24 protein-coding genes and 1 tRNA gene are annotated in these 25,856 nt (G+C 65.7%); 11 read left to right on the forward strand and 14 right to left on the reverse strand.

Annotated elements, in window-relative coordinates; all coding sequences use genetic code 11:
* Positions 1–243: 243 nt before the first annotated feature.
* On the forward strand, positions 244–1,428 hold the full coding sequence (metC, locus tag I6F21_RS18900; protein ID WP_036039383.1) for a cystathionine beta-lyase: 1,185 nt from the start codon (positions 244–246) through the stop codon (positions 1,426–1,428).
* A gap of 65 nt (positions 1,429–1,493) precedes the next feature.
* Here metC and I6F21_RS18905 read toward each other — a convergent pair whose 3' ends face one another.
* From I6F21_RS18905 to I6F21_RS18930, 6 genes are all read right to left on the reverse strand, one after another.
* Positions 1,494–1,832, reverse strand: coding sequence for a lipid-A-disaccharide synthase N-terminal domain-containing protein (locus I6F21_RS18905; RefSeq protein WP_025036223.1), 339 nt, complete (start codon positions 1,830–1,832; stop codon positions 1,494–1,496).
* Complete coding sequence (locus I6F21_RS18910; protein ID WP_036027971.1) at positions 1,829–2,566, reverse strand: glycosyltransferase family 2 protein; 738 nt, start codon at positions 2,564–2,566, stop codon at positions 1,829–1,831. Before I6F21_RS18910 ends, I6F21_RS18905 begins: the two co-directional genes overlap by 4 nt.
* Positions 2,567–2,643: 77 nt before the next feature.
* A complete protein-coding gene (locus I6F21_RS18915; protein WP_036027970.1) occupies positions 2,644–3,489 on the reverse strand; it encodes a phosphatase PAP2 family protein in 846 nt (281 codons plus the stop codon).
* Position 3,490: 1 nt separating this feature from the next.
* Complete coding sequence (locus tag I6F21_RS18920) at positions 3,491–5,233, reverse strand: glycosyltransferase family 39 protein (protein ID WP_225140773.1); 1,743 nt, start codon at positions 5,231–5,233, stop codon at positions 3,491–3,493.
* Between the two features lie 50 nt (positions 5,234–5,283).
* The gene (pbpC, locus tag I6F21_RS18925) at positions 5,284–7,455 is read right to left on the reverse strand and encodes a penicillin-binding protein 1C (RefSeq protein ID WP_225140771.1); all 2,172 of its coding nucleotides are present in this window, start codon (positions 7,453–7,455) and stop codon (positions 5,284–5,286) included.
* A gap of 5 nt (positions 7,456–7,460) precedes the next feature.
* Entirely contained in the window at positions 7,461–12,656 is a 5,196-nt protein-coding gene (locus I6F21_RS18930; RefSeq protein ID WP_225140769.1) for an alpha-2-macroglobulin, read from the reverse strand.
* A gap of 416 nt (positions 12,657–13,072) precedes the next feature.
* Here I6F21_RS18930 and I6F21_RS18935 point away from each other — a divergent pair.
* A tRNA-Arg gene (locus I6F21_RS18935) sits at positions 13,073–13,149 on the forward strand.
* A 79-nt stretch (positions 13,150–13,228) separates the two neighbouring features.
* Here I6F21_RS18935 and I6F21_RS18940 read toward each other — a convergent pair.
* Positions 13,229–13,405 carry a hypothetical protein gene (locus I6F21_RS18940; protein WP_225136774.1) on the reverse strand — a complete coding sequence of 59 codons (177 nt, stop codon included), beginning with the start codon at positions 13,403–13,405 and terminating at the stop codon, positions 13,229–13,231.
* Positions 13,406–13,529: 124 nt separating this feature from the next.
* Positions 13,530–14,813: a hypothetical protein gene (locus tag I6F21_RS18945; RefSeq protein ID WP_225140758.1), complete on the reverse strand. Its 1,284-nt coding sequence runs from the start codon at positions 14,811–14,813 to the stop codon at positions 13,530–13,532.
* Positions 14,814–14,927: 114 nt separating this feature from the next.
* On the opposite strand from I6F21_RS18945, the gene I6F21_RS18950 reads away from it, so the two are divergent.
* Positions 14,928–15,155 carry a DUF2171 domain-containing protein gene (locus I6F21_RS18950; RefSeq protein ID WP_025036201.1) on the forward strand — a complete coding sequence of 76 codons (228 nt, stop codon included), beginning with the start codon at positions 14,928–14,930 and terminating at the stop codon, positions 15,153–15,155.
* Positions 15,156–15,437: 282 nt separating this feature from the next.
* Here the strand turns inward: I6F21_RS18950 and I6F21_RS18955 are convergent, their stop codons facing one another.
* Positions 15,438–15,629, reverse strand: a complete 192-nt coding sequence (locus I6F21_RS18955) for a hypothetical protein (RefSeq protein ID WP_074447952.1) — start codon at positions 15,627–15,629, stop codon at positions 15,438–15,440.
* A 163-nt stretch (positions 15,630–15,792) separates the two neighbouring features.
* Between I6F21_RS18955 and I6F21_RS18960 the strand changes: the two genes are divergently transcribed.
* Entirely contained in the window at positions 15,793–15,954 is a 162-nt protein-coding gene (locus tag I6F21_RS18960) for a hypothetical protein (protein WP_035999590.1), read from the forward strand.
* 284 nt (positions 15,955–16,238) lie between these two features.
* On the opposite strand, the gene I6F21_RS18965 is transcribed toward I6F21_RS18960, so the two are convergent.
* From I6F21_RS18965 to I6F21_RS18975, 3 genes are all read right to left on the reverse strand, one after another.
* Complete coding sequence (locus I6F21_RS18965; protein ID WP_225140756.1) at positions 16,239–17,000, reverse strand: hypothetical protein; 762 nt, start codon at positions 16,998–17,000, stop codon at positions 16,239–16,241.
* 172 nt (positions 17,001–17,172) lie between these two features.
* Positions 17,173–17,409: a hypothetical protein gene (locus I6F21_RS18970; RefSeq protein ID WP_225112820.1), complete on the reverse strand. Its 237-nt coding sequence runs from the start codon at positions 17,407–17,409 to the stop codon at positions 17,173–17,175.
* A gap of 76 nt (positions 17,410–17,485) precedes the next feature.
* On the reverse strand, positions 17,486–17,722 hold the full coding sequence (locus I6F21_RS18975) for a hypothetical protein (protein WP_225140754.1): 237 nt from the start codon (positions 17,720–17,722) through the stop codon (positions 17,486–17,488).
* 264 nt (positions 17,723–17,986) lie between these two features.
* Here I6F21_RS18975 and I6F21_RS18980 point away from each other — a divergent pair, with 264 nt between their 5' ends.
* Complete coding sequence (locus I6F21_RS18980; protein WP_036027966.1) at positions 17,987–18,334, forward strand: DUF6481 family protein; 348 nt, start codon at positions 17,987–17,989, stop codon at positions 18,332–18,334.
* A 120-nt stretch (positions 18,335–18,454) separates the two neighbouring features.
* Here the strand turns inward: I6F21_RS18980 and I6F21_RS18985 are convergent, their stop codons facing one another.
* A complete protein-coding gene (locus I6F21_RS18985) occupies positions 18,455–18,700 on the reverse strand; it encodes a pentapeptide MXKDX repeat protein (protein WP_035999609.1) in 246 nt (81 codons plus the stop codon).
* Positions 18,701–19,027: 327 nt separating this feature from the next.
* On the opposite strand from I6F21_RS18985, the gene dctP reads away from it, so the two are divergent.
* The 3 genes from dctP to I6F21_RS19000 are packed head-to-tail and all read left to right on the forward strand — an operon-like array spanning position 19,028 to position 21,956.
* Positions 19,028–20,050 (forward strand): TRAP transporter substrate-binding protein DctP, encoded by a 1,023-nt coding sequence (gene dctP / locus I6F21_RS18990; protein WP_225140751.1) that lies wholly within the window; start codon positions 19,028–19,030, stop codon positions 20,048–20,050.
* Positions 20,047–20,601 carry a TRAP transporter small permease gene (locus tag I6F21_RS18995; RefSeq protein ID WP_057029145.1) on the forward strand — a complete coding sequence of 185 codons (555 nt, stop codon included), beginning with the start codon at positions 20,047–20,049 and terminating at the stop codon, positions 20,599–20,601. The genes dctP and I6F21_RS18995 overlap by 4 nt, the downstream gene beginning before the upstream one ends.
* On the forward strand, positions 20,598–21,956 hold the full coding sequence (locus I6F21_RS19000; protein WP_057029144.1) for a TRAP transporter large permease: 1,359 nt from the start codon (positions 20,598–20,600) through the stop codon (positions 21,954–21,956). Before I6F21_RS18995 ends, I6F21_RS19000 begins: the two co-directional genes overlap by 4 nt.
* Positions 21,957–22,059: 103 nt before the next feature.
* On the opposite strand, the gene I6F21_RS19005 is transcribed toward I6F21_RS19000, so the two are convergent.
* Entirely contained in the window at positions 22,060–22,743 is a 684-nt protein-coding gene (locus tag I6F21_RS19005; RefSeq protein ID WP_225140747.1) for a GntR family transcriptional regulator, read from the reverse strand.
* 227 nt (positions 22,744–22,970) lie between these two features.
* Here I6F21_RS19005 and I6F21_RS19010 point away from each other — a divergent pair, with 227 nt between their 5' ends.
* The 3 genes from I6F21_RS19010 to I6F21_RS19020 are packed head-to-tail and all read left to right on the forward strand — an operon-like array spanning position 22,971 to position 25,850.
* A complete protein-coding gene (locus tag I6F21_RS19010; RefSeq protein WP_225140909.1) occupies positions 22,971–23,579 on the forward strand; it encodes a TRAP transporter small permease in 609 nt (202 codons plus the stop codon).
* Positions 23,579–24,844, forward strand: a complete 1,266-nt coding sequence (locus I6F21_RS19015) for a TRAP transporter large permease (RefSeq protein ID WP_225140745.1) — start codon at positions 23,579–23,581, stop codon at positions 24,842–24,844. The genes I6F21_RS19010 and I6F21_RS19015 overlap by 1 nt, the downstream gene beginning before the upstream one ends.
* A 22-nt stretch (positions 24,845–24,866) precedes the next feature.
* Complete coding sequence (locus I6F21_RS19020; protein WP_225140743.1) at positions 24,867–25,850, forward strand: TRAP transporter substrate-binding protein; 984 nt, start codon at positions 24,867–24,869, stop codon at positions 25,848–25,850.
* Positions 25,851–25,856: the final 6 nt, after the last annotated feature.

A 25,856-nucleotide genomic window follows, 5' to 3' on the forward strand; every position in this document is an offset into this window, starting at 1 on the left:
CCGCCGCCGGCGCCCGCCATCTCTTGGCTGTGACGCGACGTCCGGTCAGGCAATGGATCGAAGGTCGCGGCAGGCCCCTCAACATGCGGCGACTGAATAGCACCTGCGCATCACAGAACGACTGGCGTTCCGGGTCAAGGGGTTGACGGGACTCTTCTGTGTTCTGTTATTAACGACCGCGGCCTTTCGGTCGGCCCAGGGGCGCGATGCGTCCGGTGGAAACGCGGTTTTGAAAGCAGGCGCATGGATTCTTCGTCCCCCCAAGAGCAGCACGCCGAGACCCGGCTGGTCACCTCCGGCCGCGACACCAAGGCGCAGAAGGGGTTCGTCAATCCGCCGGTCTTCCACGGCTCGACCGTGCTCTATCCGACCGCAGAGGACCTGCACGCCCATCGCGGCGAGTTCACCTACGGCCGTCACGGTTCCCCGACCACCAAGGCGTTCCAGGAGACGCTGATGGCGCTGGAGGGTCCGCAATGCGCCGGCGTCGGTATCGTGCCGTCGGGGCTGTCGGCGATTTCCACCACCCTGCTCTCGGTGCTCAAAGCCGGCGACCACATCCTGGTGGTCGACAACATCTATCGGCCCTCGCGCAATTTCTGCAACGGCATGCTCACGCGCTACGGCGTCGAGACCACCTATTTCGATCCGATGATCGGCGCGGGCATCGACAAGCTGTTCAAGCCCAACACCCGGGCCGTTCTGGTAGAGGCGCCGGGCTCGCAATCGTTCGAGATGCCCGACATCCGCGCCATCGCCGAAGTCGCACATGGGCGCGGCGCGCTCGTCATCGACGACAACACCTGGGCGACGCCGCTCTATCACCGCTCGCTGGACCAGGGCGTCGACATCAGCATGCAGGCCGCGACGAAATATATCGGCGGCCATTCCGACATCATGTTCGGCACCATCTCGGCCAACGCCAAGGCCTGGCCGATGATTGCCGAAGGCATCCGCTTGCTCGGCGTCTGTGCCGGCCCCGACGACGTCTTCCTGGCGCTGCGCGGCCTCCGCACGCTGTCGGTGCGGCTGGCGCAACATCATCGCTCCGGGCTCGAGATGGCGCGCTGGCTGGCGGCAAGGCCTGAGGTTGCGCGCGTGCTGCATCCCGGGCTGGAGACCGATCCCGGTCATGCGATCTGGAAGCGCGACTTCACCGGCGCCTCGGGCCTGTTCAGCATCGTGCTGAAGCCGGCGCCGCAGCAGGCGGTCGACACCATGCTCAATACGCTGAAGCTGTTCGGCATGGGCTTTTCCTGGGGCGGGTTCGAGAGCCTTGCAATTCCCTTCGATTGCGATGCCTATCGCACCGCGACCAAATGGGAGCCCGGCGGCCCGACGCTGCGTCTCCACATCGGGCTCGAGAGCACCGACGACCTCAAGGCCGATCTCGACCGCGGCTTCGCTGCCCTCAAAGCGGCCATGTGAGCATCAGGATTGGGCATCTCGCCTAGCAACGTGCCAGGCTTCAACAAGCGGAGCCGAACGCTGGATCAGCGGTCCAGCGTCTTCGAGGCGGTGCCGCGGTTCTTCCAGATCAGCATGATGTTTCTGATATAGATGATGGTCGCGAGCGACTGTCCGAGGATGATGACGGGCTCGCGCTTCACGACGCCATAGACCAGCGTCATCAGCCCGCCGCCCATCGAGCAGAACCAGAACGCCATCGGCACCACGCTGTTGCCGGCGCGCTCGCTCGCGATCCACTGCACCAGGAAGCGCGCCGTGAAGAACAGCTGCGCGACCAGGCCGAATGCCAGCCAGAAGTCGAACTTGGCGACGAAGACGTCATAGAGATAATTGCTCAGCGCCTGACCGTATTGAATGATCATGCGTCCACCTCGGTCACTTCTGGCGTCGGCTTCTTGCGGCGGATCAGCCACCAAACGCCGGCGAGATCCATGATGCCGATCCACAGCCGGTCGAAGAAACCATAGTTGGACACGCCCGAATGGCGCGGCCGGTCGATTACGTCGACATAGGCGATGTCGTAGCCTTCGCGGCGGACCAGGGCGGGAAGGAAGCGATGCAGCCCGTCGAAATAAGGCAGCATCAGGAAAACGTCACGCCGGAACGCCTTCAGCCCGCAGCCGGTGTCGCGCGTGCCGTCCTTCAGGATGGCGTTGCGAATGCCGTTGGCGACGCGCGACTGGAATTTCTTGAAGCCGGTGTCCTTGCGCCCGATCCGCTGGCCGGCCGCGAGCCCGACGCGCCCTGCTCCCTTCTCGACCGCCGCGATCAGGTCGGGCAGGAAGGCCGGATTGTTCTGGCCGTCGCCATCGAGTGTCGCCACGATCTCTCCGCGCGCCGCGCGCACGCCGCTGCGCACGGCCGCCGACTGGCCGCCCGATCTTGCATGGCGAAGCTGACGCAGATTGCTCTGCTGCTTCATGATGGCGCCAAGCCGCTCGCCGGTGGCGTCGGTCGAGCCGTCGTTGACGTAGATGATCTCATAGGGCCAGCGGCCATCGAGTGCCGCGCCGATCTCCGCGATCAGCGGCGCGATGTTGTCGGCTTCGTTGCGCACGGGAACAACGATGGACACCGAAGGCTGGGACGTCGACAAATCGAGGCTCGTGGTTGGAATTGACCTGCCCAAAGGACCTGCCCAAGGGAACCGGCGGTCCCGGCAGGCAGCCGCTTTTATGGGGCGGATGCCCGGTGGGCAACCCTTTTGAGGCGGTCGGAAAACGTCCCTGAAAGCGGCACGATGGTGCCGTCGGCGCGGATGGCAAATCCGAGCTTTCGGGCCGCGAACCAGTAATGAACGGCCATGGCGCCCACCGTTCCGACCAGAGCGCCGGCGACCACGTCGCTCGGATGATGCGCCAGCAACACCAGGCGCGTCAGCACGATCACGATTGCGTAAGTGAACATGAAGACGCGCAGACGCGGCCACAGTGCCGAGACGGCAAACGCCAGGGCGAACGCGGCCACGGCGTGGCCTGACGGCAGACTGGCATAAGCCCCCGTCCCCTCGAACGGGACGAAGTTGAACGGATTGGCCTTGCCCCCGACGAACGGACGTCCGCGGCCGATGACATATTTCAGGATCTCGGCGACGAAGGCTGACACGGCAACCGACAGAAACAGGAATTGCAGCCGCGTGCCGAAGCCGAGCAGCAGCGCGCGGCGGCTCCCACGCAGCCCGGCCGCGACGAGCGCCAGCACCACCAGCGCAGCCCCCAGCACCGAGAGGATATACTCGTCCTTGCCGAAATCGGTGAGGATGCGGATCGGCCACAGGCTCGGCGTGCCGCGCGGCGGCATCAGCAGGATCTCGGTCTGATCGAACGCGACCATCAGCACGATGACGAGCGCTGCACCCGCCGCGGCAAGCCACAGCGAATGCCGCGCCAGCTTCCGGGCGGCCTCGGCGCGGCGCGAGTGCGAGGGCGACCGCACGAGCTGCGCCAGCGCGCGCCAGGACACCGCTAGCAATTGCGCAGGATAGCCGGCATGCGCTGCAACGTCGGTCAGAGCCCGCATCCTATTCGGTACCTTCCGATCGGAAGATCGAGATCGAGATCGCGCGCCCTTGCGAGAAGTTATAGCCGTCGATGCGCGCGCCGACCTTGTAGCGCAGCCCGATCGCCTCGGCACGCTGCACGAAGCTGCGCTCCGAGCGCTGCTCGATCAGCGCGAAGCGGCAGCTGCCCTGCCGCAGGAAGTCCGCCGCACCGGAGCCGTCGGTGAGCAAGGTCCGGGTGCCCGCCAGGAAGACGAGGCTCGGCTCGTGATAACCGGCCGCAGCCGCCTTCGGTCCGACGCAGGTGACGTTGCGAAGCGCGCGCGCGATCTCGATGCTGGGAAACAGCGGGGTCAGCGACGGCAGCACGATGCCGTAAATCGTCACAGCGAGCATCAGGCCTGCGACCAGGGCGTTGAGAAACGAGCGCTCGGCGCGGTTGGTATCGAACAGCCACCAGGCGAACAGACCGAAGATCAGCGCGGCCGCGATGAACGGCCAAGCTACGAAAGCGGGCTGCCGCGTCAGTATCACCGAGCCGACCACCGCGATGATGGAGGCGGCTGCGGGGATCGCGAACCACCAGGCCGAGCCGCGCATCAGCCAGGAGCGCGACAGCACGCGCCGCTCCACCGCGCCGGCGGTGAGGATCGCGATCGCGGGATACAGCGGCAGCACGTAATGCGGCAGCTTGGTCAGCACCGCCTCGAACACGATCCAGGACGGGATCAGCCAGGCCAGCAGGAACTGCGCACCGGGCTCGCGGCGGGCCCGCCACACCGCGGGCGCCGCCATCGCCGCCAGCGGCGCACCTGGCCAGAACGTGATCCAGAACAGCGCCAGGTAAAGTCCGGGCGGTGCGCCGTGGGATTCCTGGGCGCCAAGCTTGCTCAGCATGTCGCCGCCGACGGAGGTGGTGAAGAAGGTCTCGCCCGCGCGCCAGAAGATCGCGACGAACCAGGGCAGCACCAGCACCAGCATCCACATCAGGCCCCAGACAGGCCGCAGCTTCCACAGCCAGGAGGCGTCGCGGTCCTGGATCGCGAGCGCGACGATGGTCAGGCCTGCGAACATCAGGATCAGCGGCCCCTTGATCAGGATGCCCGCAGCAAGCGCGGTCCAGAAGATCGCGGGCCAGCTCCAGGGCGGATGCGTCTCGTCCTCGGCGCGCTGCCAGGACAGATAGGCCCGCGCCATCGCGCCCATCGCGGCAACCACGCAGAGCAGCAGCACGGCGTCGGTCTTGGCCAGGCGCGCCTCGACGCCGAGCAGCACCGAGGCGCACATCATCAGCGCAGCCAGAACCGCGGCGCGCCGCGTGACGAAGCCGAGCGCGGCCCAATACGTCATCAGCACGGCGCCGATCGCGCCCATCAGTGACGGCAGCCGGTAGACCCAGATGCGCAATTCGGCCTTCGGCAGCTTGAGCATCGAGGCGGCTTCGACGGTCGCCGATTGCAACCAGTAGATGCCGACCGGCTTCTTGTAGCGGACGTCCTCCTGAAAGCGGATGTCGACATAATCGCCGCTCTCGACCATCTGCTTGGTGGCCTGGGCAAACCGTGCCTCGTCGCGGTCGATCGGCGGGATGGTGAAGAAGCCCGGCAGGAACAGCAGCAGCGCACACAGCACCAGGAAGCCGACCGCGCGCGGGTGGCTGGCCGTGACGATGTCGAGCATGCGCACGAGCCCGCTGCCCGGATTTGTGGGCGATTTCGACTCGCGGGGGGCACCAAAACGGGGGCTGGGGTAGGTGTCGGCCATTGGTTCCGCTTACGCTGAAACCGCCATGGCCACAACCGCTTAAGGCAGGGTCATTGAATTCGAATGACGACTGTGTCCGCGGCGCCCGTGGCGTCGATCACGGTGAGCCGTGCAAAGCCCGGGCCGGGCGGATCGATCAACCGATGACGGCGGCCGTCGATCTCGCCGAGCGCGGTGCCGTTAACCATGACGGTCATGGGCAGCACGCCGCCGGCGACCTTGACCGGCATAGCCGCGCTCTCCCGGCCACCCGATCGATCGACGTCGATCCGCGAGCCGTTCAGCGGAAATTGGATATGCAGCGGCTGCTCGCCCCCGCTTCGCACCAGTTCGCCGACCGGACGGAACCGCTTCAAGGGCAGCGGCAGCTTCGCGTTGCTTGCGACCAGGGTTCCCTTGGGCGGCTTCGGCAAGGCGGCCAGCGTCTTGCCGCTGCGGGCGAAGGCATCGAACAGGATGGGCGCGGCGGCGACGCGTCCGATCAGGCCGGGAACCGGCGCTCCGTCCGGACGGCCAACCCAGACGCCGATGGTCATGCGACCGTCGAAGCCGACCGACCAGGCGTCGCGATAGCCGTAGGAGGTGCCGGTCTTGAAGGCGATGCGGTTGTGGGCGGCGTTCTCCGGCGGGGGCGTGCCGAGCAGGACGTTGCCGACCTGCCAGGCTGCGACCTGATCCAGCAGCCGCAGCGGCTCCCGCTCGTCCTTGGCCGTGACGATCTCGCGCAACGGCTTGGTGGTCCCAAGGCGGGCAAAGCCGGCATAGAGCTGGGCCAGATCCTGCAGCGTCACGCCGACGCCGCCGAGCCCCATGGCGAGGCCGGGCGCTTCGTCCTTGGGCAGGACGAGGTTGCCGCCGGCCTGCCGCAGCCGCGAGGTCAGCCGGCTCGAGCCGACGCGGTCGAGCAGCACGATGGCCGGCACGTTCAGCGACAGTTGCAGAGCCTTCCTCACCGGGACCGTGCCCTGGAAAGTCATGTCGAAATTTTCCGGCGCATAGGAGCCGAAGCGGACCGGGCGGTCGTCGATCAAGCTGTCGGGATGGACAAAGCCGTCCTCGAAGGCGAGCCCGTAGATGAAGGGCTTGAGCGTCGAGCCGGGTGAGCGGATGGCGCGGGTCATATCGACCTGCCCCGCCCGGCTCTCGTCGAAATAATCGGCCGAGCCGACACGCGCGAGCACGTCGCCGCTCTCATTGTCGACCACGACGATTCCGACCGAGATGTTCGGACCCAGCGCAATTGCGCGGTCGCGCGCCAGCGGCTCCAGCACCTTCTGCAAGGTCGCATCGAGCGTCAGCTTGATGATCGGCGCGTCCTTGACCGTCGACTGCGCGGCGTCGGAGGCATGCGGCGCCAGGATCGGCATCGGCCTGCGCAGTTTCGGCACCGGCATCGCTTTGGCCTGATTGGCGTCGTCGGCGCTGACCACGTGCTCCTCGACCATGCGGTCGAGCACGCGGTCGCGCGCCTTGCGCGCAGCCTCCGGAAACCGGTCGAGCCGGCGTGTCTCCGGCGATTGCGGCAGCGCGACCAGCAACGCGGCCTCCGCCAGCGACAGCCGCTTCGGCTCCTTGCCGAGATAGGAGATCGACGCCGCGCGGATGCCTTCGAGATTGCCGCCATAGGGCGCCAGCGCCAGATAGAGATCGAGGATCTGCTCCTTGCTCATGCTGCGTTCGATCTCGATGGCACGCACGATCTGCCGCAATTTTGCGTAAAGCGAGCGCTGCCGCCGCGGCTCCATCAGACGGGCCAGCTGCATCGTGATGGTCGAGCCGCCCGAGACGATGTGGCCGCGCGTTCCGAGCTGCAAGGCGGCGCGTCCCAGGGCGAGCGGATCGATGCCGCCATGGGCGTAGAAGCGCTGGTCCTCATAGGCGAACAGCAGTTTCAGGTAGGTCGGATCGACGTTGGTCCTGGCATCGACCGGCAACCGCCAGCGCCCATCCGCCATCGCATAGGCGCGCAGCAGCTTGCCGTTGCGATCGATGATGGTGGTTGAGACCTGGCGGGCTTCGTCGAGCGGGAGCGGGCCGAGCGAGTAGACCCAGCCAACGAAGCCGATGATGGCGAGGATAAAGGTGAGCGCGGCTGCGGAGAGAAGGCGAAAGGCGATCCGCCCCCTCCGCCCGTCATGGCCGGGCTTGACCCGGCCATCCACGCCAACACCCACCGCCGGCGCGGCCGTGGATGCCCGTGTATGTGGCTCGACCTCGCTCATCTCACTCACTTCGCCGCCCGCACCTCGACACTGCCCGTGCCGGTCCGGCCATAGCGCGAGGGATTGTACATGTCCTCGACATAGGCCTGCGGCAGCACGTATTTGCCGGGCGAGACCGCGCGCACGACATAGGCGAGCGTGAAGACCGACTTGGAATCCGAGGCCCGGTCGACGGCCGCGGTGAAGCGGTCGTCGCGGAATTCGGTATGTTCCGGCTCCTCGCCGTCCTCGATCCAGTCCAGCGTGCCGCTGTCGCCGGACGACACCAGGTTCGGATTGTCGATCTCCAGGCCCGCCGGCAGATAGTCGGACACCATGATGTGGCCGTACTCGGGCTTGGCCTCGGTGATCTTCAGCACCACCGCAAAGCGCTGGTTCTGCTTGACCTTGCTGATGTCCGCGGGCTTGCCGTCGAGCGTATAGTAGCCGCGCTCGATCTTGAAGCCGTTGGACGCCGCCGGCTCCGGCGTGACCGGCGAGCCCGACACCGAGACGACCGCCTGCACCGGCGCCTCGCCGGTGTTGGTGATCTTCAGCGGCTTGCCGCCCAGCGTGTCCGCCTTGTAACTGCGGTACAGCGCAGTCTTGACCGGCTGCCCATCGACCTCGATCGAGAGGTTCTCCTTGGCGAGCGCCCGTGCCGCCAGCACCAGCCACGCATTCTCCTGCGTGGAGGTGTAGGGCGTCAGCCCACGGGCGGTCTCGACCCGCGACACCGCCTGCGTCAGCGTCGCCCTCGGCGCATTGCCTTCACTGGCGAGCGACACCAATGCTGCGGCATCGCGCAGCTGCGAGCCGTAGTCGGTGCGGCCGAATTCCAGCGCGGGCTTCGGCGCAAGGCTGTCGAGCGCCGCGCCATAGACCCGTTCGGCGCGGTTGCGGTCGCCGACCAGGGCCAGCGCCGCGGCAAGCTGCGATTTCGCGATGGGTGTCGCGAGGTTGGCGAGCTTGGTGTCGGCGAGATAGCGGAGATCGCCGATCGGGGCTGCGCCATTGCGGGCGAGCACATAAAGGCCGTAGGCGAGATCGCGGCCGCCGTCCTTCTCCGGCTCGTTGGCATTGACGACGGAGTTGCGGATACGGTCCAGCGCGTTCTTGAACAGCACGTCCGGCACCGCAAAGCCCTTCTCGCGGGCGCGGGTGAGGAAGTCCGTCACGTAGGCATCGAGCCAGGCATCGTCGCCGCCGGCCAGCCACAGGCCGAACGAGCCGTTCGAGCCCTGGCGCGCCAGCAGCCGCTCGATGGCGTCGCGGATGCGCTGGTCGACCTCGGTGTCCATGGCAAGATGCGCGCCGGCCGCGAGCTCGTTGACATAGAGCAGCGGCATCGCCCGGCTCGTGATCTGCTCCGAGCAGCCATGGGGATAGCGGTCGAGCGCCTTCAGGATCGTTGCCGCGTCGAGCGCGGTCGACAGGCTGGCCGAAACTGAGACAGCGCCGGTGCCCGGCACGAGATCGGAGAACATGTCCGAGGTCAGCGTCAGGCTCTCGCCCTTCGCCAGCGTCCGGATCGAGCGCCGCGCCAGCACCTGCGTCGCCGGCTTGACGTCGAACGCATAGTGACGCACCAGCGCGAGGCCATTCGGGCCCTTGATGTCGACGTCGAGCGTCGCCTGCCCCGCCGCGGTCGCATCGAGCGCGAGCGAGACCGAATTTCGCTGCTTGGCGGCGAGCTTCACCGTGGTTGCGGGATTGCCGGTCATCTTCACCGGGCCGCCCGCCTTCACGTTGATGACGTAGTCGCCGGCCTGGCCCTCCACATTGTCGATCTCGAGATTGACCGAGCCGCGGTCGCCATTGAGCAGGAAGCGCGGCAGCGTCGCCGTGAGCACGACGGGATCGCGGATCACGACGTCGGTGTTGGCGCGGCCGAGCTTGGTCGCGGTCCACGCCACCGCCATCACGCGCGCGGTGCCGGCGAATTCCGGAACATCGAAGCTCACTTCGGCCGAGCCGTCGGCGGCGACCGTGACGATGCCGGAATAGAGCGCGAGCGGCTTCTGCGTGGGCGGCGAGCCCTGGAGCTCGCCACCGGCGTCGCCGCCGGACTTGATCTGGCCGCGCGTGCCGGACATGCCGTCGATCAGCTGCCCGTAGAGGTCGCGGATCTCGGCGCTGAGGCGACGCTGGCCGAGATAGTAATCGTCCGGCGCCGGCGGCTTGTAATTGGTGAGATTGAGGATGCCGACGTCGACCGCGGCGATGACGACCTTGGCGTCCTCGCCCGGATTGAGTCCATCGAGCTTGACGGGGATCTTCAGCGTCGAATTCGGCCGGATCAGCGAAGGCGGCGACAGCTTGACCTGCAAGGTGCGAGCCTGCTTGTCGATGCCGAACCATTTCAGCCCGATCGCACGGCCAGGCATGCGCTGGGCGGCGGCATCGAGCGGACGGCGCAGCGTCGCCACCACATAGGCGCCGGTGCCCCAATCCTTGCCGATCGGGAGCTTGACCTGCGCGGTGCCTTCCTTGACATCGATGGTCTGCGTCGTCAGCAGCCGCTCGCCGAGCACGTTGATGGTGAGCTTGCCGGCGCTGCGGACGTTGACGGACACCGTCATGGTGTCGCCTGAGGCGTATTGCGGCTTGTCGATCGAGGTCTCCAGCAGGTCCGGCGTGTCAGCGCTGCCGTCGGAGTACCAGCCGACGTCGAACTGCACCGAGGTCACCGGGCCGTCGGCCTCGTTCGACTTGACGTCGAGCCGGTAGCGGCCGGGCTCCGGCGTGAGCGAGAGCCGCGTCGGCTTGTCGACCGTAACAGTGACGTCGCCGTCGGCGACGCGCGAGGTCGACTTGACCGGCTCGTACTCCCAGTAATTGTTCTGGCGGTACCACTGGTAGCGCGACTCGATCTTCAGGAGCTCATAGCGCAGGCCGTCGCGGCGCAGCTTCTCGCCCTCCGGCGAGACGAACACGACGTCGAACTCGGCCTTGTCGCCCTCCGTGACGTTCTTGTCGCCGAACAGCGGCTTGATGCCGATCTGCGCCGTTGCCGGCGCGACCGGCAGCACGATCATGCGCTCGACGGCGCGGCCGCCGGTCTCGACCATGCGGACGAAGATCTGCGCCTCCTGCGGGCGCGTCGAGGCCGGCTGCTTGTCCAGCGTCACCGGGAAGGTCGCAACGCCATGGGCGTCGGCCTCGGGCAGGTTCTCCAGCGGCGTGCGCTCGTTCGAGGTGCTCTCCTCGTCGTCGACGCCGAATTTGTAGCCGGCAAAGCCGGGCCGCTCGGCCGCGGGCGCGATCAGCATGTCGCCTTCGAGCTGCAGGCCCGAGGCCGGTGCGCCATAGAGGAAATGACCGTCGGCCTTAAGCTCCACTGGAGCGTTAGCTTTGATCAGCTTGTCCTTGGCGGACAAGTCGAATTCGATCCGATCGGGGACGTAATCCTCGACCATGAAGGTGGTCTCGCCGACCGAAGCTCCCTTCGGATCGGTGAAGGCGCGCACCCGCCAGGTGCCGGTCGGTACGGCCGAGTTGAGCGGCACGGACAGCGTGCGGCCGCCGGCGCCCTGATCGGCCAGCACGGCACGGCGATATTCGACGCCGTCGGGGCGCTCGACCACCAGCGTCATCGGCCCGCCGGTGACGGCATTGCCCTGCCCGTCGCGGAGCAGCGCGGTGAGGAAGACGGTCTCGCTGGAGCGGTAGACGCCACGCTCGGCGTAGACGAAGGCATCGGCGCCGGCGGGCACCGCGCGCCCCGAAACGCCGCGGTCGGACAGGTCGAAGGCCGACGTCTTCAAGCTCAGGAAGGCATAATCGGCCTTCTCGCCGGTCACCGTGAGCATCGCCGGCGACAATCCGCCCTCGCCGCGCGCAAGGCCGGCCTCGAACAGCACGTGACCGGCATCGTCGGTCTTGCGAGTCGCCAGGATCTCGTTGTTGCGCGCGACCAGGCGCACCTCGGCCTTGCCGACCGGGTCGGTCGACGCCAGCGAGTTGACGAAGACATGAATGCCGTCATTGCCGGAATAAGCGGCGATGCCGAGGTCGGAGACGATGAACCATTGCGTGGCGAGCTGGTAGTCCTCGTCCGAGGCCCTCGCCGCGGCCGTCATGACGTAGACACCGGGCTGGAGCTCGCCGAGTGCCTGGTCGACCGGGAAGGCCGTGGTGACGTCCTGGTTCAGCGTCGTCGCAGTCGCAAGCTCGCCGGTCCACACCTTGACGCCGCGCTCGTCGCCGAGCTCGCTGAGCTGGTACTTCGACAGCGTCCTCTGAAAATCGCTGTCCACGACCGTGTTGATCAGGTTGCGGTCTCCGATCCGGAACACGTTGATGCTGACTGAGGGCGTGTTGACGCTGACGACGGGAATGCCGCGCTGGCCGGTCCGCGGCAGCACATAGGCGCGGCTGGTGAAGCGCACGAACGGCTTGCGGTCGCGCACATAGATGTTGAACTCGGCCGATTTCGGCAGCCCCTCCTTCACGGACGACGGCAAGCCGGCGCGCAGGTTGATGTTGTAGCGCTCGCCGTGCTTCAGCCCGTCGACGCAGAGCTGCTTGCCTTCGGCCGACAGCGCCGGCTTGTCCTGGCCTGCAAGCGCCAGGAACGGCGCGAAGTCGGTGCGCTTGGCGAGCTCCTCGGAGAACTGGAAGCAGGCGCGCGGGCTCGCCGAGTCCGAGTCGACGGTATAGTCGAGCAGCCGGAAGCCGTGCTCGTCGCGCATCTTCTCATATTGGCCGCGGACCTCGGCGACCTCGCGCATGTCGAGCGACAGCCGCAGCGCATCCAGTGCCGGCCGCCACAGCTTGCGGTCGGCCAGCGCCTTGCCGAGCACGGCGAGCGCGTCGGCCTCCTCGCCCGGATTGCCGGCGCGCATGTAAGCGATATAGGCCGCCGTCGAGGCGCGCTCCAAAAGGAAGGTCTGCTCGCTCGAGCTCTTCGGCGAGATCTGGAAGATGACCTTGGCGAGCCGCAGCCAATTGCCGGCATCCTCGGGCGTGGTCGCGGCGATCTGGCCGAGCACCGAAAGGCCGGTGCGGTAATCATTGCGCCGGAAGGCGGCGTCGGCGTCCGTCTTCAGCGTCGCATTGGTCTTGGCGATCGGTCCCGCCTCGCTCTTGATCTGGGCCTCCAGCTTGATCGCGGAATCGGCGAGGTCGTCGCGTTTGAACGCCTTGTCGGCGGCCTGCGCGGTGACAAGGCCGAGCGCTAGCGCGGCGCAGATTGTGACGGCGCGAACGAGACCGATCATTGAAGACTCCCGGAAAGCGCGGACGAACGCCGCGGCGGCAAATGAAATGCGCGGAAAGGTGACGGACTCAAGGCGATGGAACCAGAAGGTGCAAAGCGTCGCTTTCGCCATGACAGAGGTAAGCCCAGAGGAGGCCAAGATATCGCCACGCACGCCGTCCTGATGGCGCAGCACTACCTGACCAGTCGACCGGCGGCCGTGCCCCGGAAGCTGTTCAGCGTTCCCGGCGATGTGATCCATCGTCCAGTCCGCTGCCGCTCAACCCGGCACCCTGACACCCCACCGTTCCGCTTTGTCGCCGCACTGAGGAAAACGGTTCGGTTCAGACTTGGCGAAACACCAGTTTTTTCATATTGGCATGCTACATGAACGGCCAGCCGCCCAATCCGGGCGGCTCAAGACGGCCGGCTCAAGACGGTCCCGTAGCTCAACTGGATAGAGTAGCGGATTTCTACTCCGCGGGTTGCAGGTTCGAGTCCTGCCGGGATCGCCAGCTCGTTGCCTCGCCGCCGCTGTTCACGAACGCGTGGGTAACCATATGCCGGCCTTTGAACGGCGCCGATCAGCCCTATCTAAGCGCCGGGTGAGACGCGCCCGATAGGTTTGGGAATGCAGCAATCCGAATTGACGAGAATGGCGATCGCATCTGCGGTCGCGGTCGTTGCGATCTCGTATTTGGCGGTCGACGCGGGCTTGGTGAGCACCAATGCGGTCACGAGGCCCATCAAGGTGGTCCAGGCCTCGATCATTGGCGCCGCAACGGGACAACGTCAGCCTGCATTTGCAGTTGAGGACTGGGCGCGCCGCGGTCACGACAAGCCGCGACTCGAATATTGCCTGGCGGTCGACTGATCGACGCGCCCGCCCTCCGGTCTATCCACAGCCTGCCCGCTGATGACCCCGCCACCACCGCGCAATGGCCGCGGTGAGATCGTCCCACACCTCCGTCGGCAGGTCCGGAATAGCCACCCGGACGCTGTACTGGTCCGTCGTCGCGTCGTGAAACCACTCGATCGCGGCGAAGTCGAAGCCGAAGCTGCCGGCGTGGCGGATGGGAAAGCCCGCGCGGCGCAATTCGCAGCTCATGTCCTCGGCAGCCTGCCGTGCTGCCGCCTCGTCGAGCGCGCGCCTTCCGCGAAGAGTCACGTAGAGGCCGTGAGCGAAGCGAAGCTGAGCCGAGAGCGCCGGGATCTCGGCGGCAAAGCATCGCGCCGAGCTTCGGCCGTTGCGCAAGATCGCCGCCACGCGCCGCTTCGTCAGCGCCCAATACGCCGCGCTGCCCGCGAAGGGCGGGAAGTGGGCCGGCAATGCCGCGCCGCCGAGCAGCCGCACTGCGTTGCGCGTTTCGAAAGCGAGACGTGACCATTCAGCGTCCCCTGCCCGCGGTGGACGCTCATGCCCGTGCACGAAGACGGCCGAGCCGAGGCGGCCATATTCCGCTCCGAGCGAATCGAGCTTGTTGTGGCTTCGCACCAGCACCAGCGCAATTCCGTGTCGCCTGGCCCACCCCACGACGCGCCTGATGCGGCCCGACCTGCCGGCGAAGCACGTCGTATCGAAAATCAGGAGATCGAGGCCCGAGCCGTCACGGCGCAGCACTGCCTCGATGGCGCCGGCGACGGAGCAGGAATCCAGCAGCAGGATCCGCGGCGAGCTCACCCGTGCAAGCGCATCGCCGAGCGGCAGCGGCAAGGGTTCGATCCGCAAATGCGGCATGAAGCTTCGGATCAGCTCCAGCGTCTCGCCATAGCAGCCTGGCAGCACCAGGATATCCGCCTTCGCGACGATCCGCGCGGAGGCGAGCAGCACCGCGGAGATCGCCGCCATCCCCGAGGCAGTGTAGATCGCCGTGCTCGTGCAGCCGCCGTCGAGCTCGTAGAACGACGGACCGCGTACCGTGAGATCGGCCCGCTGGTAGTCGTAACTGAACTCGAACGGCCCGCTGGCGGGATCGGCCGTGTGCGACCAGGCGGTCTCGGTCGCCTTCCACTCGTGTAATTCATGCTCCGCCCTGAGCGCGGCAGTGATCTGGAATTTGGACCTGACGACGTCATCGACGGAACGCGGCGACGCCAAATCGAGCGGGTTTCTCAGGCCGTCGTTCAACAGCCTGAGTTCCCAGTGCTTGCGTTCCAGATAGGCCCGAACGGTCTCCATCGCGCTTCTTGACAGATCCAATCAGGCGTCAACGTCCGGAAATCCCAACGGGTCCAACGTGCCTGCTGCAACGAACCGGCGCCTTCGCAGTTGAAGCCATGCAAGGAGGACAGCATGGCTGACATCAGAGAGCACATGAAGATCATCGGCAAGGACGGCGCACATGTCGGCACCGTCGATCGTCTCGAGGGCAACCGCATCAAGCTGACGCGCAAGGACAGCCCGGAAGGTCACAAGGACCATCATCACTACATCGACACGAAATATGTCGGCGCCGTCGAGGGCGACGTGGTCAAGCTGTCGGTGAATGCCGACGCCGTCCCGAAGACCGAAGCTGCGTAAAACACTGAGCCCCTGCGGGGGCTTTTTGTTTGTTCACGGTCCGACTCCGCTTCGTTCGCGAGTACGAATCGCGACTGCAATTCGATTGCGCGGAGCATTCGTTAACGATGACTTTCTGCGGAAGGTCGCTGCAATGCGATCGGATTTCAGCGCTGCGGATTGACCGGGAACGAATGCGCGATCCGCGCGTTGGATGACCGAACTGAGTGGTGCCGACCCGCCAGCCCCGGTCGGCTTTGAAGGACCCCGTGCTTGTCCCCCGAGCACGGGGTTTTTCTCATCTCAGCGCTCTCGGGCCAAAGGCCTGCGCCCGGCTGGATGCGAGGGGCCGGCTTGCTCATCGTGCAGATCGCGGGCGAGCTCGTGCCATGCCAGGGCCAGCTGGATCAGCCGTTGCCTGTCGGCACCCTCGGCCTCCGCGGCGCGCTTCATAGCGGCCTCGGCCTCATGTTGCGGATCGTACTCGGTGTACATGCGCAGACTCTAGCCGGCCATCTGGACGAGTGCGTGGCAATTTCGTCCGTATGATTGCGGGGTAACGACCAGCCTTCCTGCACCGGTCTGTGAACCACGTCACAGCCTGTCCGCGACATCTCCGCTAAACTACGTGTCCAGGCTTCATGGGTGATGTCCGGTCATGACACGCAAAGCAGCAACCGAAGTCATCGTCCCGAGGCAGCGACATCGCGCGGACCTGCTCGGCATCGCCTATCTCGGCACCATCGGCGTCGTCATGGTGGCCTGGATCGCGGGCCTGGTCTGGGCCTCGATCGCATTCTTCGATTGGCTCGTGTCCTGACCGACCAAGGCATTGGCCTGCCAGCTGATCGCCGTTTTAGAGCAGGTAGGGCAACGCCTGCGAGAGTTTAATTCCGCCGCAAACGATCATGGCCCAGAGCGCCACGCTGATCTGGATGGCATCCAGCATGCACCACATCCCCCGCGAATCATCCCGTCATTTTTCTTTGAAATTGACGTGAGGGGGCGACGAGCACCAGAGCCAATTCATAGCAACCGCCGGCGTGCAAAAGGATGAGGCGGGCCCGAAGCCCGCCTCCAATGGTCCGATCCTGCCTGCAAAACTCAATAGCAGGCGCGGGGATCGGCCTGCACATATTGGCCGTTCGGATAGCGGTAGTAGCAGGTGCCCTGCGCCCAGTAATAGCCGGGCTGGGACGCTGCGGTCGCGCCAGCAATCGCGCCCGTCGCGCCGCCAAGAACCGCGCCTGCGGCGGCCCCGGTTGCATTGCCCGAGATCAGTCCGCCCAGCAGGCCGCCGACGAGCGCGCCGCCGAGCGCGCTGGCGCCGGGATCGGCCGGCGGTGGCGGCGGCGGAGGTGGCGGCGCATAGGCCACCGGAGGCCGGGCGTAGACCACCGGCACGTCGTCGATATAGTCCTCTGAAATGTAGGCGGGCGGGCCGGCCATACGCTGCGGATAATAATACCAGACGCCGCCAACGTCCCACCACCAGCCGGATCGGCCATGGCGGACGTCGTGGCGCCAGCGTCCACCCTCCCAGGCAAGGTTGCCGCGATAGGTGTGCCCACCCCAATCACGTGTGGGAGCAGGACCGCGCGCGACGTGACGTCCGGGCGGCGGGCCCCCGGCGTTGTGACCCGCATGGGGCTGACCGCCGGGCTGCGCAGGCCTGGTCGCTTGCTGCGGCGGAGGGCCCTTGCGCATGGGCGAATTGGCCTGTGGCGGCGCGCCTGCTGCCGGCCCGGCCGGCGGTTGGACGACCTCTTGCCGGGACCTGGCCTCTTGCGCCTGCGCCGACAGCGCGAGCAGCGACGTGGCCGAAACCAAGGGAATGAAGATCTTCAGATGTTTGGACGCACTCATGCGTGCTCGCCCCCTGCTCTCATGGCCGTGAATCCCGGGCGCGATCGGCGAATCGCCGCGCGCCGGGCTGATGCCGGCCGAAATCACTGCCGTGCTTGATCGGCTAAGTCCCGTTACAAATGATTAAGATCAGGGCATTTTTTCGGCCCCATGGCCATGCTGTAGAGCGCGCCTAGCGAGCCGGCTCGATCACATTGCAATTGCTTCGCCCGGACATCAGACAATCCTGCATCTTGCTGGCTGCCGTCAGATCCCGGGCAAGCCACCAGCCGACGCCGAGGATCACGACCGCGATGATCAATCCTGCCAGCGCGCCGCGGCGGTCGCCGCCGGACGGAGGCTTGGGCTGACGGTTCGGTCGAGGATGGGGCTCCTCGCCCAGTTCGGATCTGGACTCTGGCTTCGACATGGCCGCCTGGTCACGATGGCGCGCTGGCTTTACCACCTCTGCGGCGTCGCGTCACATCCAGATCGTCCGGCCCAATTCAGCCCCGGGTCTGCTGGATTGCATCCTTGCGCAAGGTTTCGACCGCCGGAATTGCCTCCTGAACGCGCGGTGCGCAACTCGTGAGCACGAATGCGGTCTGGGTGCATTCCCAATCCGCTCCCAGGACCGCACTTTCAACCGGCTGCGGACGAGCCAGCAGCAGCGCGGCGCCGGTCACGCCTGCCAGGGCGACGGCAATCGCGAGCGCCTTCAGGCTTGGTCTTGAGATTGTCATGCCCGTGCTCCGTCTCGTACGGGGCGGACGCTAGGCGTCGCCCATGTGCTCCCTTATGAGGGACATCACAATTCGGCAGTTTTTTCGGGCTACGAGAGATCGTCGGGGGGCGATTTTTCGTTGACCTGATCGGCTGCGATTATGGGTGGCTTCGCGACGCGCGCCGATGTACACGCTTCTGCGTCGCGTGGCGCCTGCTATGCCCAGCCGACTTACCAACAGGCACCGATGTAGGATCGAAAGCGAGGAAGACAAGGCTCGTCGATGAGTGGATTCAGGGAACCCGGCTTTGCAGACCGGCAAAAGGCGGCGCAGGACGCCCGCAAAAATCTTTTGAACAAGTTCAAGTCGCAGCCGGGGCCCGATGATCCCGCGGTGGCGGCGAAGCGCGCCGAGCGTGAGGCCCTCGCGGCCAAGCGCGCCGAGGCAAAGGCCGCGCGCGAGGCCGAAAAGGCTGAGCAGAAGCGCCTCGAGGAAGAGGCCAAGGCAGCCGAAGCTGCGCGGATCGCGCGGGAAGCCGAGGAAGCCGCCGAGAAGCAGGCTGCGCTCGAGGCCGAGCAGAAGGCCAAGCGCGATGCGCGCTACGCCGCCCGCAAGGCTAAGCGCAAGTAAAACGCGCTGGTCACGTTCAATTGAACTTGAACTGAGCCATCATTCCGGCGGCCTCAAATGCCGCCGGAATTCGAGAGGACGCGGCCCGACCAAGGGGCGTTGCGCGATGACGACCCGGGATCAGTTCTTCTTCATCATCCCGTCGTCCTTTTTCATGCCGTCCTTCGACATGTGATCCTTCTTCATGCCGTCGTCCTTGGACATGTGGTCCTTCTTCATCATGCCGTCCTTGGACATCGTGTCCTTTTTCATCATGCCATCATCCTTGCCCATCTTGTCCTGAGCAAAGGCGGCCGGCGCAAACGCGAGGCCTAGCGAGAGAGCGGCAGCCGAGACGCCGAGCACGATGCGGGTGCGAATGGTCATGGTTCATCTTCCTTCGTGATTTGTTTGTTAGCGACGGACGCCGCTATCCTGTCTCGACGGATAGCCGTGTGGCGTTGTTACGCTGACCATCGATAAATTTCTGCGGCCAGCCGCCCTCGTTGATTGGCGAGCCCGCATGGATCGGATGTGCTGCAGCGCAGCACAACCGGCACTTGCCGCGGCACTCTGTCTCGAACTATCAGATGAAAGACCATCGGATGGAGACCGGCTTGGATTGGCCCCGCGGTCGCGAAGAACCCAGTTCAAATCACCTCTGCCAAAAACACTCCGAGAAACGCCCAAAGAAACGCCCAAGGGGATTACATCATGTTCACGCGCCGCCATCTGCTCGCGACCGCCGTCGCGGCACCTGCCATTCTCCGCTTCGGCACCGGCACCGCGCAGGCCGCGACCACGCTGAAGATCTCGCATCAGTTCCCAGGCGGCACTATCGACAAGGGCGATTTCCGCGACCGGCTGTGCCGCATGTTCGCCGCCGAAGTGAATAAGCGCAGCAATGGCGACATTGCCGCCGAGATCTATCCGAACTCCTCGCTGATCAAGACCAACGCGCAGTTCTCCGCCATGCGCAAGGGTGCGCTCGACATCAGCCTCTATCCGATGCCCTATGCCGGCGGCGAAGTGCCGGAGACCAATATCGGCCTGATGCCGGGCCTCGTGACCAACTACGACCAGGGTCTGCGCTGGAAGAAGGAGCCCGTCGGCAAGGCGCTGACCGACTTCCTGGCCGACAAGGGCATCATCCTGCTCACCTGGGTCTGGCAGGCCGGCGGCGTTGCTAGCCGTTCCAAGCCGATCGTCGCCCCGGAGGACGCCAAGGGCCTCAAGGTGCGCGGCGGCTCGCGCGAGATGGACATGGTGCTGCAGACCGCCGGCGCCTCGGTGTTGTCGGTCCCGTCGAACGAGATCTACGCGGCGATGCAGACCGGCGCCTGCGATGCCGGCATCACCTCCTCGACGAGCCTGATCTCGTTCCGCCTCGAAGAGGTCGCGAAGTCGCTGACCTCGGGCGCGGGCGCCTCCTATTGGTTCATGCTCGAGCCGCTGATGATGTCGAAGGCGATCTTCGACAAGCTGCCGAAGAACCATCAGGACATCCTGCTCGCGGTCGGCACCGAGCTCGAAGCCTTCGGCCGCAAGGGCGCGCAGGATGACGACGTCGAGGTCACCAAGGTCTATGAGAAGGCCGGGGCTAAGGTCTCGGCGCTCGACGCCGCCACCGTCGGAAAATGGCGCGACATCGCCCGCGACACCGCGTGGAAGGACTACAGCGCCAAGACCGCGACCGCCGCAAACCTGCTCAAGCTCGCCATCGACGTCGCAGCATGAGCCACGGTCCGCTTCCGGATCGTGACGACCGGACGAGCGTTGCCGCGGGGACCGGCCCTGCGGCGGCGATCGATCGCGGTCTCGCCGTCCTCAACAGCATCATCGTCGTGTTCGCCGCGATCGCACTGGTCGCGGCCTGCGCAATCCTGAGCTACAGCGTGCTCAGTCGCGCCTTATACAAGGCGGCCAATTACTGGCAGGACGAGGCCGCCGTATTCCTCCTGGTCGGCGCGACCTTCATGACGGCGGCCTATGTGCAGCAGAACCGCGGTCATATCGGCATCGAGGCCTTCGTCGGCCTGCTCTCGCCATTCGCGAACCGGGTCCGGCTCTGGCTGGTCGATGCCGCCACGTTCCTGTTCTGCGCCTTCTTCACCTGGAAGTCGTGGACACTGGCGCACGAAGCCTATGTCGACGGCCAGGTCTCGAACTCGATGTGGTCGCCGCCGCTCGCCATTCCCTACACGCTGATGGCGCTGGGGATGAGCCTGCTCTGCATCCAGATCCTCGTGCAGCTTGCGCTGCCTTTCGCCGGAGCCAAGCGGCCATGAGCGTTTTCGGTATCGGCGTCGCCTACGGCATCGTGACGCTGCTCGTGATGTTCTCGGGCATGCCCATTGCGTTCGCGCTCGGCGCGGTCGCGGTGGTGTTCATGGCCATCTTCATGCCCTCGGCCTCGCTCGATACGGTGACGCAGAACGTCTACGAGGAGATGGCCTCGATCACGCTGTTGTCGATCCCGCTCTTCATCCTGAAGGGCGCGGCGATCGGCAAGTCCCGCGCCGGCCAGGATCTCTATCTGGCGCTGCATGCCTGGCTGCACCGCGTGCCCGGCGGCCTCGGCGTTGCCAACGTGTTCGCCTGCGCGCTGTTCGCGGCGATGGCGGGGTCTTCGCCGGCAACTTGCTCGGCGATCGGCTCGGCCGGGATCCCCGAGATGCGCAAGCGCGGCTATTCCGGCGGCTTCGCCGCCGGCATCATCGCAGCGGGGGGCACGCTCGGCATCCTGCTGCCGCCCTCGATCACGATGATCCTGTTCGCGGTCGCCGCCGAGAAGTCGCTCGGCCGCCTGTTCCTCGCCGGCATCGGTCCCGGCCTGCTGTTGGTCTTCCTATTCGGCGCCTATGCCGTCGTTCGCTTCCGCCAGGAATATGCCGCCGCCGAGGTGGCTTACAAGAACGGCGAACCGGAGGCTCCGATCTTGCATCGTGACGAGTACACGCTCGCCGAACGCTTCAGCGTGCTGCCGCGCGTGATCCCCTTCGTGCTGCTGCTCACCGGCGTCATGGTCGCGCTCTATGGCGGCTACGCCACGCCGTCGGAGACCGCGGGCCTCGGCGGCCTCCTCGCGCTGGCGCTGATCGCTGCAATTTACAGCGTATGGCGGCCGAGCGACCTCGCGCCGATCATGAAGTCGACGATCCGGGAATCGACCATGCTGATGATGATCATCGGCATGTCGCTGCTCTATTCCTACGTGATGAGCTATCTGCACATCTCGCAATCGGTCGCCGAATCCATCGTCGCGATGCATCTGCCGCGCTGGGAGCTGCTGTTCGCGATCCTCGTCATGGTCGTGGTGCTCGGCTTCTTCCTGCCGCCGGTCTCGATCATCCTGATGACGGCACCGATCATCCTGCCGCCGCTCCGCGCCGCCAATTTCGACATCATCTGGTTCGGCGTCGTCATGACCATCGTGATGGAGATGGGGCTGATTCATCCGCCGGTCGGCCTCAACATCTTCGTCATCCGCAACGTCGCGCCCGATATTCCCCTGCGCGAGGTGATCTGGGGTACGCTGCCCTTCGTGCTCTTGATGATGCTTGCAGTGCTGCTGCTGTGCCTGGTGCCGGGGATTTCGACCTGGCTGCCGGACCTCGTGATGGGGCCGGACGGAAGCAGGTAGAAGCGATCGCCGGCCTGTAGGGTGGATTAGCCGAAGGCGTAATCCACGTCTTCTGTCGCAGCGGAGACGAACAGCGGTGGGTTACGCCTTCAGCTAACCCACCCTACGATTTCTCCTTCCGCCGCGACTTCGGCGCGTTCGCCACCACCTGCAGCAGGTCTTTGCGCACGGCCTCGATGTGCCGCTCCAGGAAGCGGCAGGCCTCCTCTACTTTCTGCGCACGACAGAGCGCGATCAGATGGGCGTGCTCCTTCTCGGCAATGCCCATCGACTTGGTGTTGGAGAGTTGTAGCCGCGTGTAGCGGTCGCTGGTCTGCAGCAGCGACAGCACGATCGCGCGCGTGCGCGGCTGCGGGGCGCGGACGTAGAGCGCCATGTGGAAGTCGGCATTGAGCTGGCCCCACTCACTGACGTTGCGCGCCTTGATCGCCTTCTCGAAGCTCCGGTGGATGTCGTCGAGCCCGTCGAAATCCTGCGCGGTGAAGCGCGGCGCCGACTGCGCCAGCAGCCGCGGCTCCAGGATACGGCGGAGGTCGAACACGTCGTTGATCTCGTCCAACGACAGCTCCGAGACGATGGCGCCCTTCTGCGGCACGATGCGCACCAAGCCTTCCGCCTCGAGCTGGAACAGCGCCTCGCGCACCGGGATGCGGCTGACGCCATAGGCTTCGCCCAGCGCGTCCTGGCGCAGCTGCGATCCGGCCGGATAGGTGCCGTCGAGGATCGCCTGGCGGAGCTGGTCGACGATCGCAGCCGACAGGGTGCGATGCTTCAGAGGCTGTTTCATCTGATCGTCCGATGTCCTTCCCGACTCGCGCGGCCGACGCGGTCCCTGTCTTGCATGTCGAGCTGCCCGGCAAAAGCCGGGGCGCCGCATAGTGCCCAGCAAACGCGCGCCCTGCCGCCGAAATGACCGCAAACTCCGTTTGACTCCCAAAATGTATAAATTATACATTTGGCAATCGCACGACAAATCTTCAGGGGGTTGGGGCCTCTTTCATGATCGAGCAGACCATGCCGGCCACGCGCGCACTCAGCCTCCGACGCATGATCGTCCGGATGTCGAGTGCCCTGCTGGCCTGCGAGCGGCTCGCGCTGATGGGCCTGATGTACCTGCTCACCGGTCTGATCCTGGTGAACGTCGTCACCCGCTACTCGCATTTCCCGATCTACTGGATCGATGAATCCGCCGTCTATTGCGTGGTCTGGCTGACCTTCATCGGGGCATCCGCGATGACGCGGCTGCGGCTCGATTTTGCGGTGACGATGCTGACGGAGCGATTGTCCGCTCAGCACCAGAAATTTGCAAAAGTGATCTCGACCGGCCTCGTCGTGGTGTTCGGCGTCGCCCTGATCGTCACCTGCGTGCTCTGGATGGACCCGGTGGGCCTCGCCCGCGTCGGCTTCGACGGGCGTAAGCTCGCCGCCGAGACCTTCAACTTCCTCTACACCGAGCGCACGCAGACGCTGAACTGGCCGACCTGGGTGCTCTATCTGACGCTGCCGATCTTCGCGGTGTCGATGACCGTTCATGGTCTCGCCAACTTGCTGGAAGATCTCGAGCTGGTCCCGCGCACGCCGCCGAAGGGCTTCCAGCTCTCCGAGCTCGACGGGGTCAATTGATGATCACGTCAGCAGCCTTCATGGCCTTCATGCTGGTCGGCGTGCCGATCGGCCTCTGCCTCTGCCTCGCCGGCCTCGTCTACATCGCTGCCTCGGGCAACCCGGTGCTGTTCCAGTCCTATCCGCTGCAGCTGTTCGGCGGCGTCGACAGCTACGGCCTGATCGCAATCCCGCTCTTCATCCTGATCGGCGAGATCATGAATGGCGGCGGCATCACGCGGCGCATCGTCGACATGGCGATGGCCTTCGTCGGCTCGCTCAAGGGTGGGCTCGCCTACGTCAACATCCTCGCCAACATGTTCATCTCGTCCATCCTGGGATCGGCGACCGCGCAGGTCGCGATCATGGCGCAGATCATGGTCCCCGAGATGGAGAAGAAGGGCTACGACAAGACCTTCGCGGCCGGCCTGACCGCCTATGGCGGCATGCTCGGCCCGATCATCCCACCCTCGGTGATGTTCGTGGTCTACAGCGTGCTGGCGCAGGTCTCGGTCAGCGACATGCTGATCGCCGGCATCGTCCCGGGCGTCATCCTCACCGTGATGTTCTGCCTCGTCATCGCGCTGATGGGCTACATCTACAACTATCCGCGCGCGGACTACCAGACGCCGCGCCAGCGCGTCATGACCATCCTGCGGACCTCGCCGACGCTGCTGATCCCGATCGTCATCGTCGGCACCATCCTCGGGGGCCTCGCCAATGCGACGGAATCCGCGGCCGTCGGCGCGGTGGCTGCGGCCGTGGTCGGAAAGTTCTGGACCAAGGAATTCAAGTTCTCGCAGCTGCCGCAGATGATGCTGCGCAGCGCGATCTATTCGGCGATCGTGCTGTTCCTGGTCGCGGCCGCGGCCGTGTTCTCGTGGGTGCTGATCTTCGGCAAGGTGCCGCAGGAGACCGCCGCCTGGATCCAGACCGTCGCCAAGGATCCGGTCAGCTTCATGCTGATCTGCAACGTCATCCTGCTGCTGATCGGCACGGTGATCGACGGCATTCCCGGCTTGATCATGACGGTGCCGATCCTGCTGCCGGTCGCAACCGAGATCTATCACATCGACCCCCGGCAATTCGGCGTCGTCGTGGTGATCAACCTCGTGCTCGGCCTTTTGTCGCCGCCGGTCGGGCTTTGCTTCTTCGTCGCGGCCGCCGTCACCGGCGCCAAGCCCGGCAGGATGTTCATGGTGACGCTGCCCTTCTTCGTCATCGCCTGCATCCTCCTGGTGCTGCTCTCGCTCTATCCCTCGCTCTCGCTGATCCTCGTCAAATAGACCCATCCGAAAGGAGCCGACCATGCCGCTTTCCCGCCGCCGCTTTCTCGCCGCCAGTGCCGCCGCCTCGGTGTTCGCCCCGTCGCTGGCGCTCGCCCAGGCCAAGGAATTCCGTCTCGGCCTGATCACGCCGAACGGCCATTCCTGGAACAAGGCCGCGCTCAAATTCGGTGACGAGCTCAAGGCCGCCACCAACGGCCGCCTGACCTTGACCGTCTTCCACGCCGGCCAGCTCGGCAACGAGACCGCGATGATGCAGCAATTGCAGTCCGGCGCGCTCGACATGGGCTTCATCCAGGCCGCCGAGCTCGGCTCGCGTGTGCCGCACATCGCCGCAATCAACGCGCCCTACATCGTGCGCTCGACGCCGGCGGTGGCCAAGTTCGTGCGGCATCCGGCGGCGGTGAAGCTGTTCGAGGTGCTGCCGCAGGAGACCGGCACGATCGGGCTCGGCTGGGGCATCACTGGAATGCGCGCGGTGTTCTCCTCCAAGGACCTGAACACGCTCGCCGACATCAAGGGCATGAAGCTGCGCATCAACCCGACCCCGGTCTATCGCGACTTCTATTCCTCGCTCGGCGCGGCGCCGACGCCGATCCCGACGCCGCAGGTGTTCGACGCCATGGCCAACGGCCAGGTCGACGGCTTAGAGGCCGATCTCGAATTCTCCTGGAACCAGCGCTTCGACAAGGTGTCGAAGGTGATCCTGCAGATGAACGCCGTCTTCATGCCGATGGCCGCGGTCGTCTCCGGCCGCGTCTGGCAATCGCTGCCCGCCGGCGACCGCGAGCTGATCACGAAAACGATCAAGACGACGCTGGACGCGCAGATCGACGAGCTCGCCGGCAACGAGCCCACGCTGATCGAGAACTTCAAGAAAGCACCGATCCCGATCCGCCAGGTCGATGCCAAGGACACCGAGGCCGTGATTGCCGAGTTCGACAAGATCTGGCTGCCCAAGGCCCCCGTCCTCGCCGAGCTGCGCAAGGTCGGCGCGACGCTCTGATCCCGT

It is taken from the genome of Bradyrhizobium sp. NBAIM03 (genome assembly GCF_020194055.1).
GTDB lineage: Bacteria > Pseudomonadota > Alphaproteobacteria > Rhizobiales > Xanthobacteraceae > Bradyrhizobium > Bradyrhizobium yuanmingense.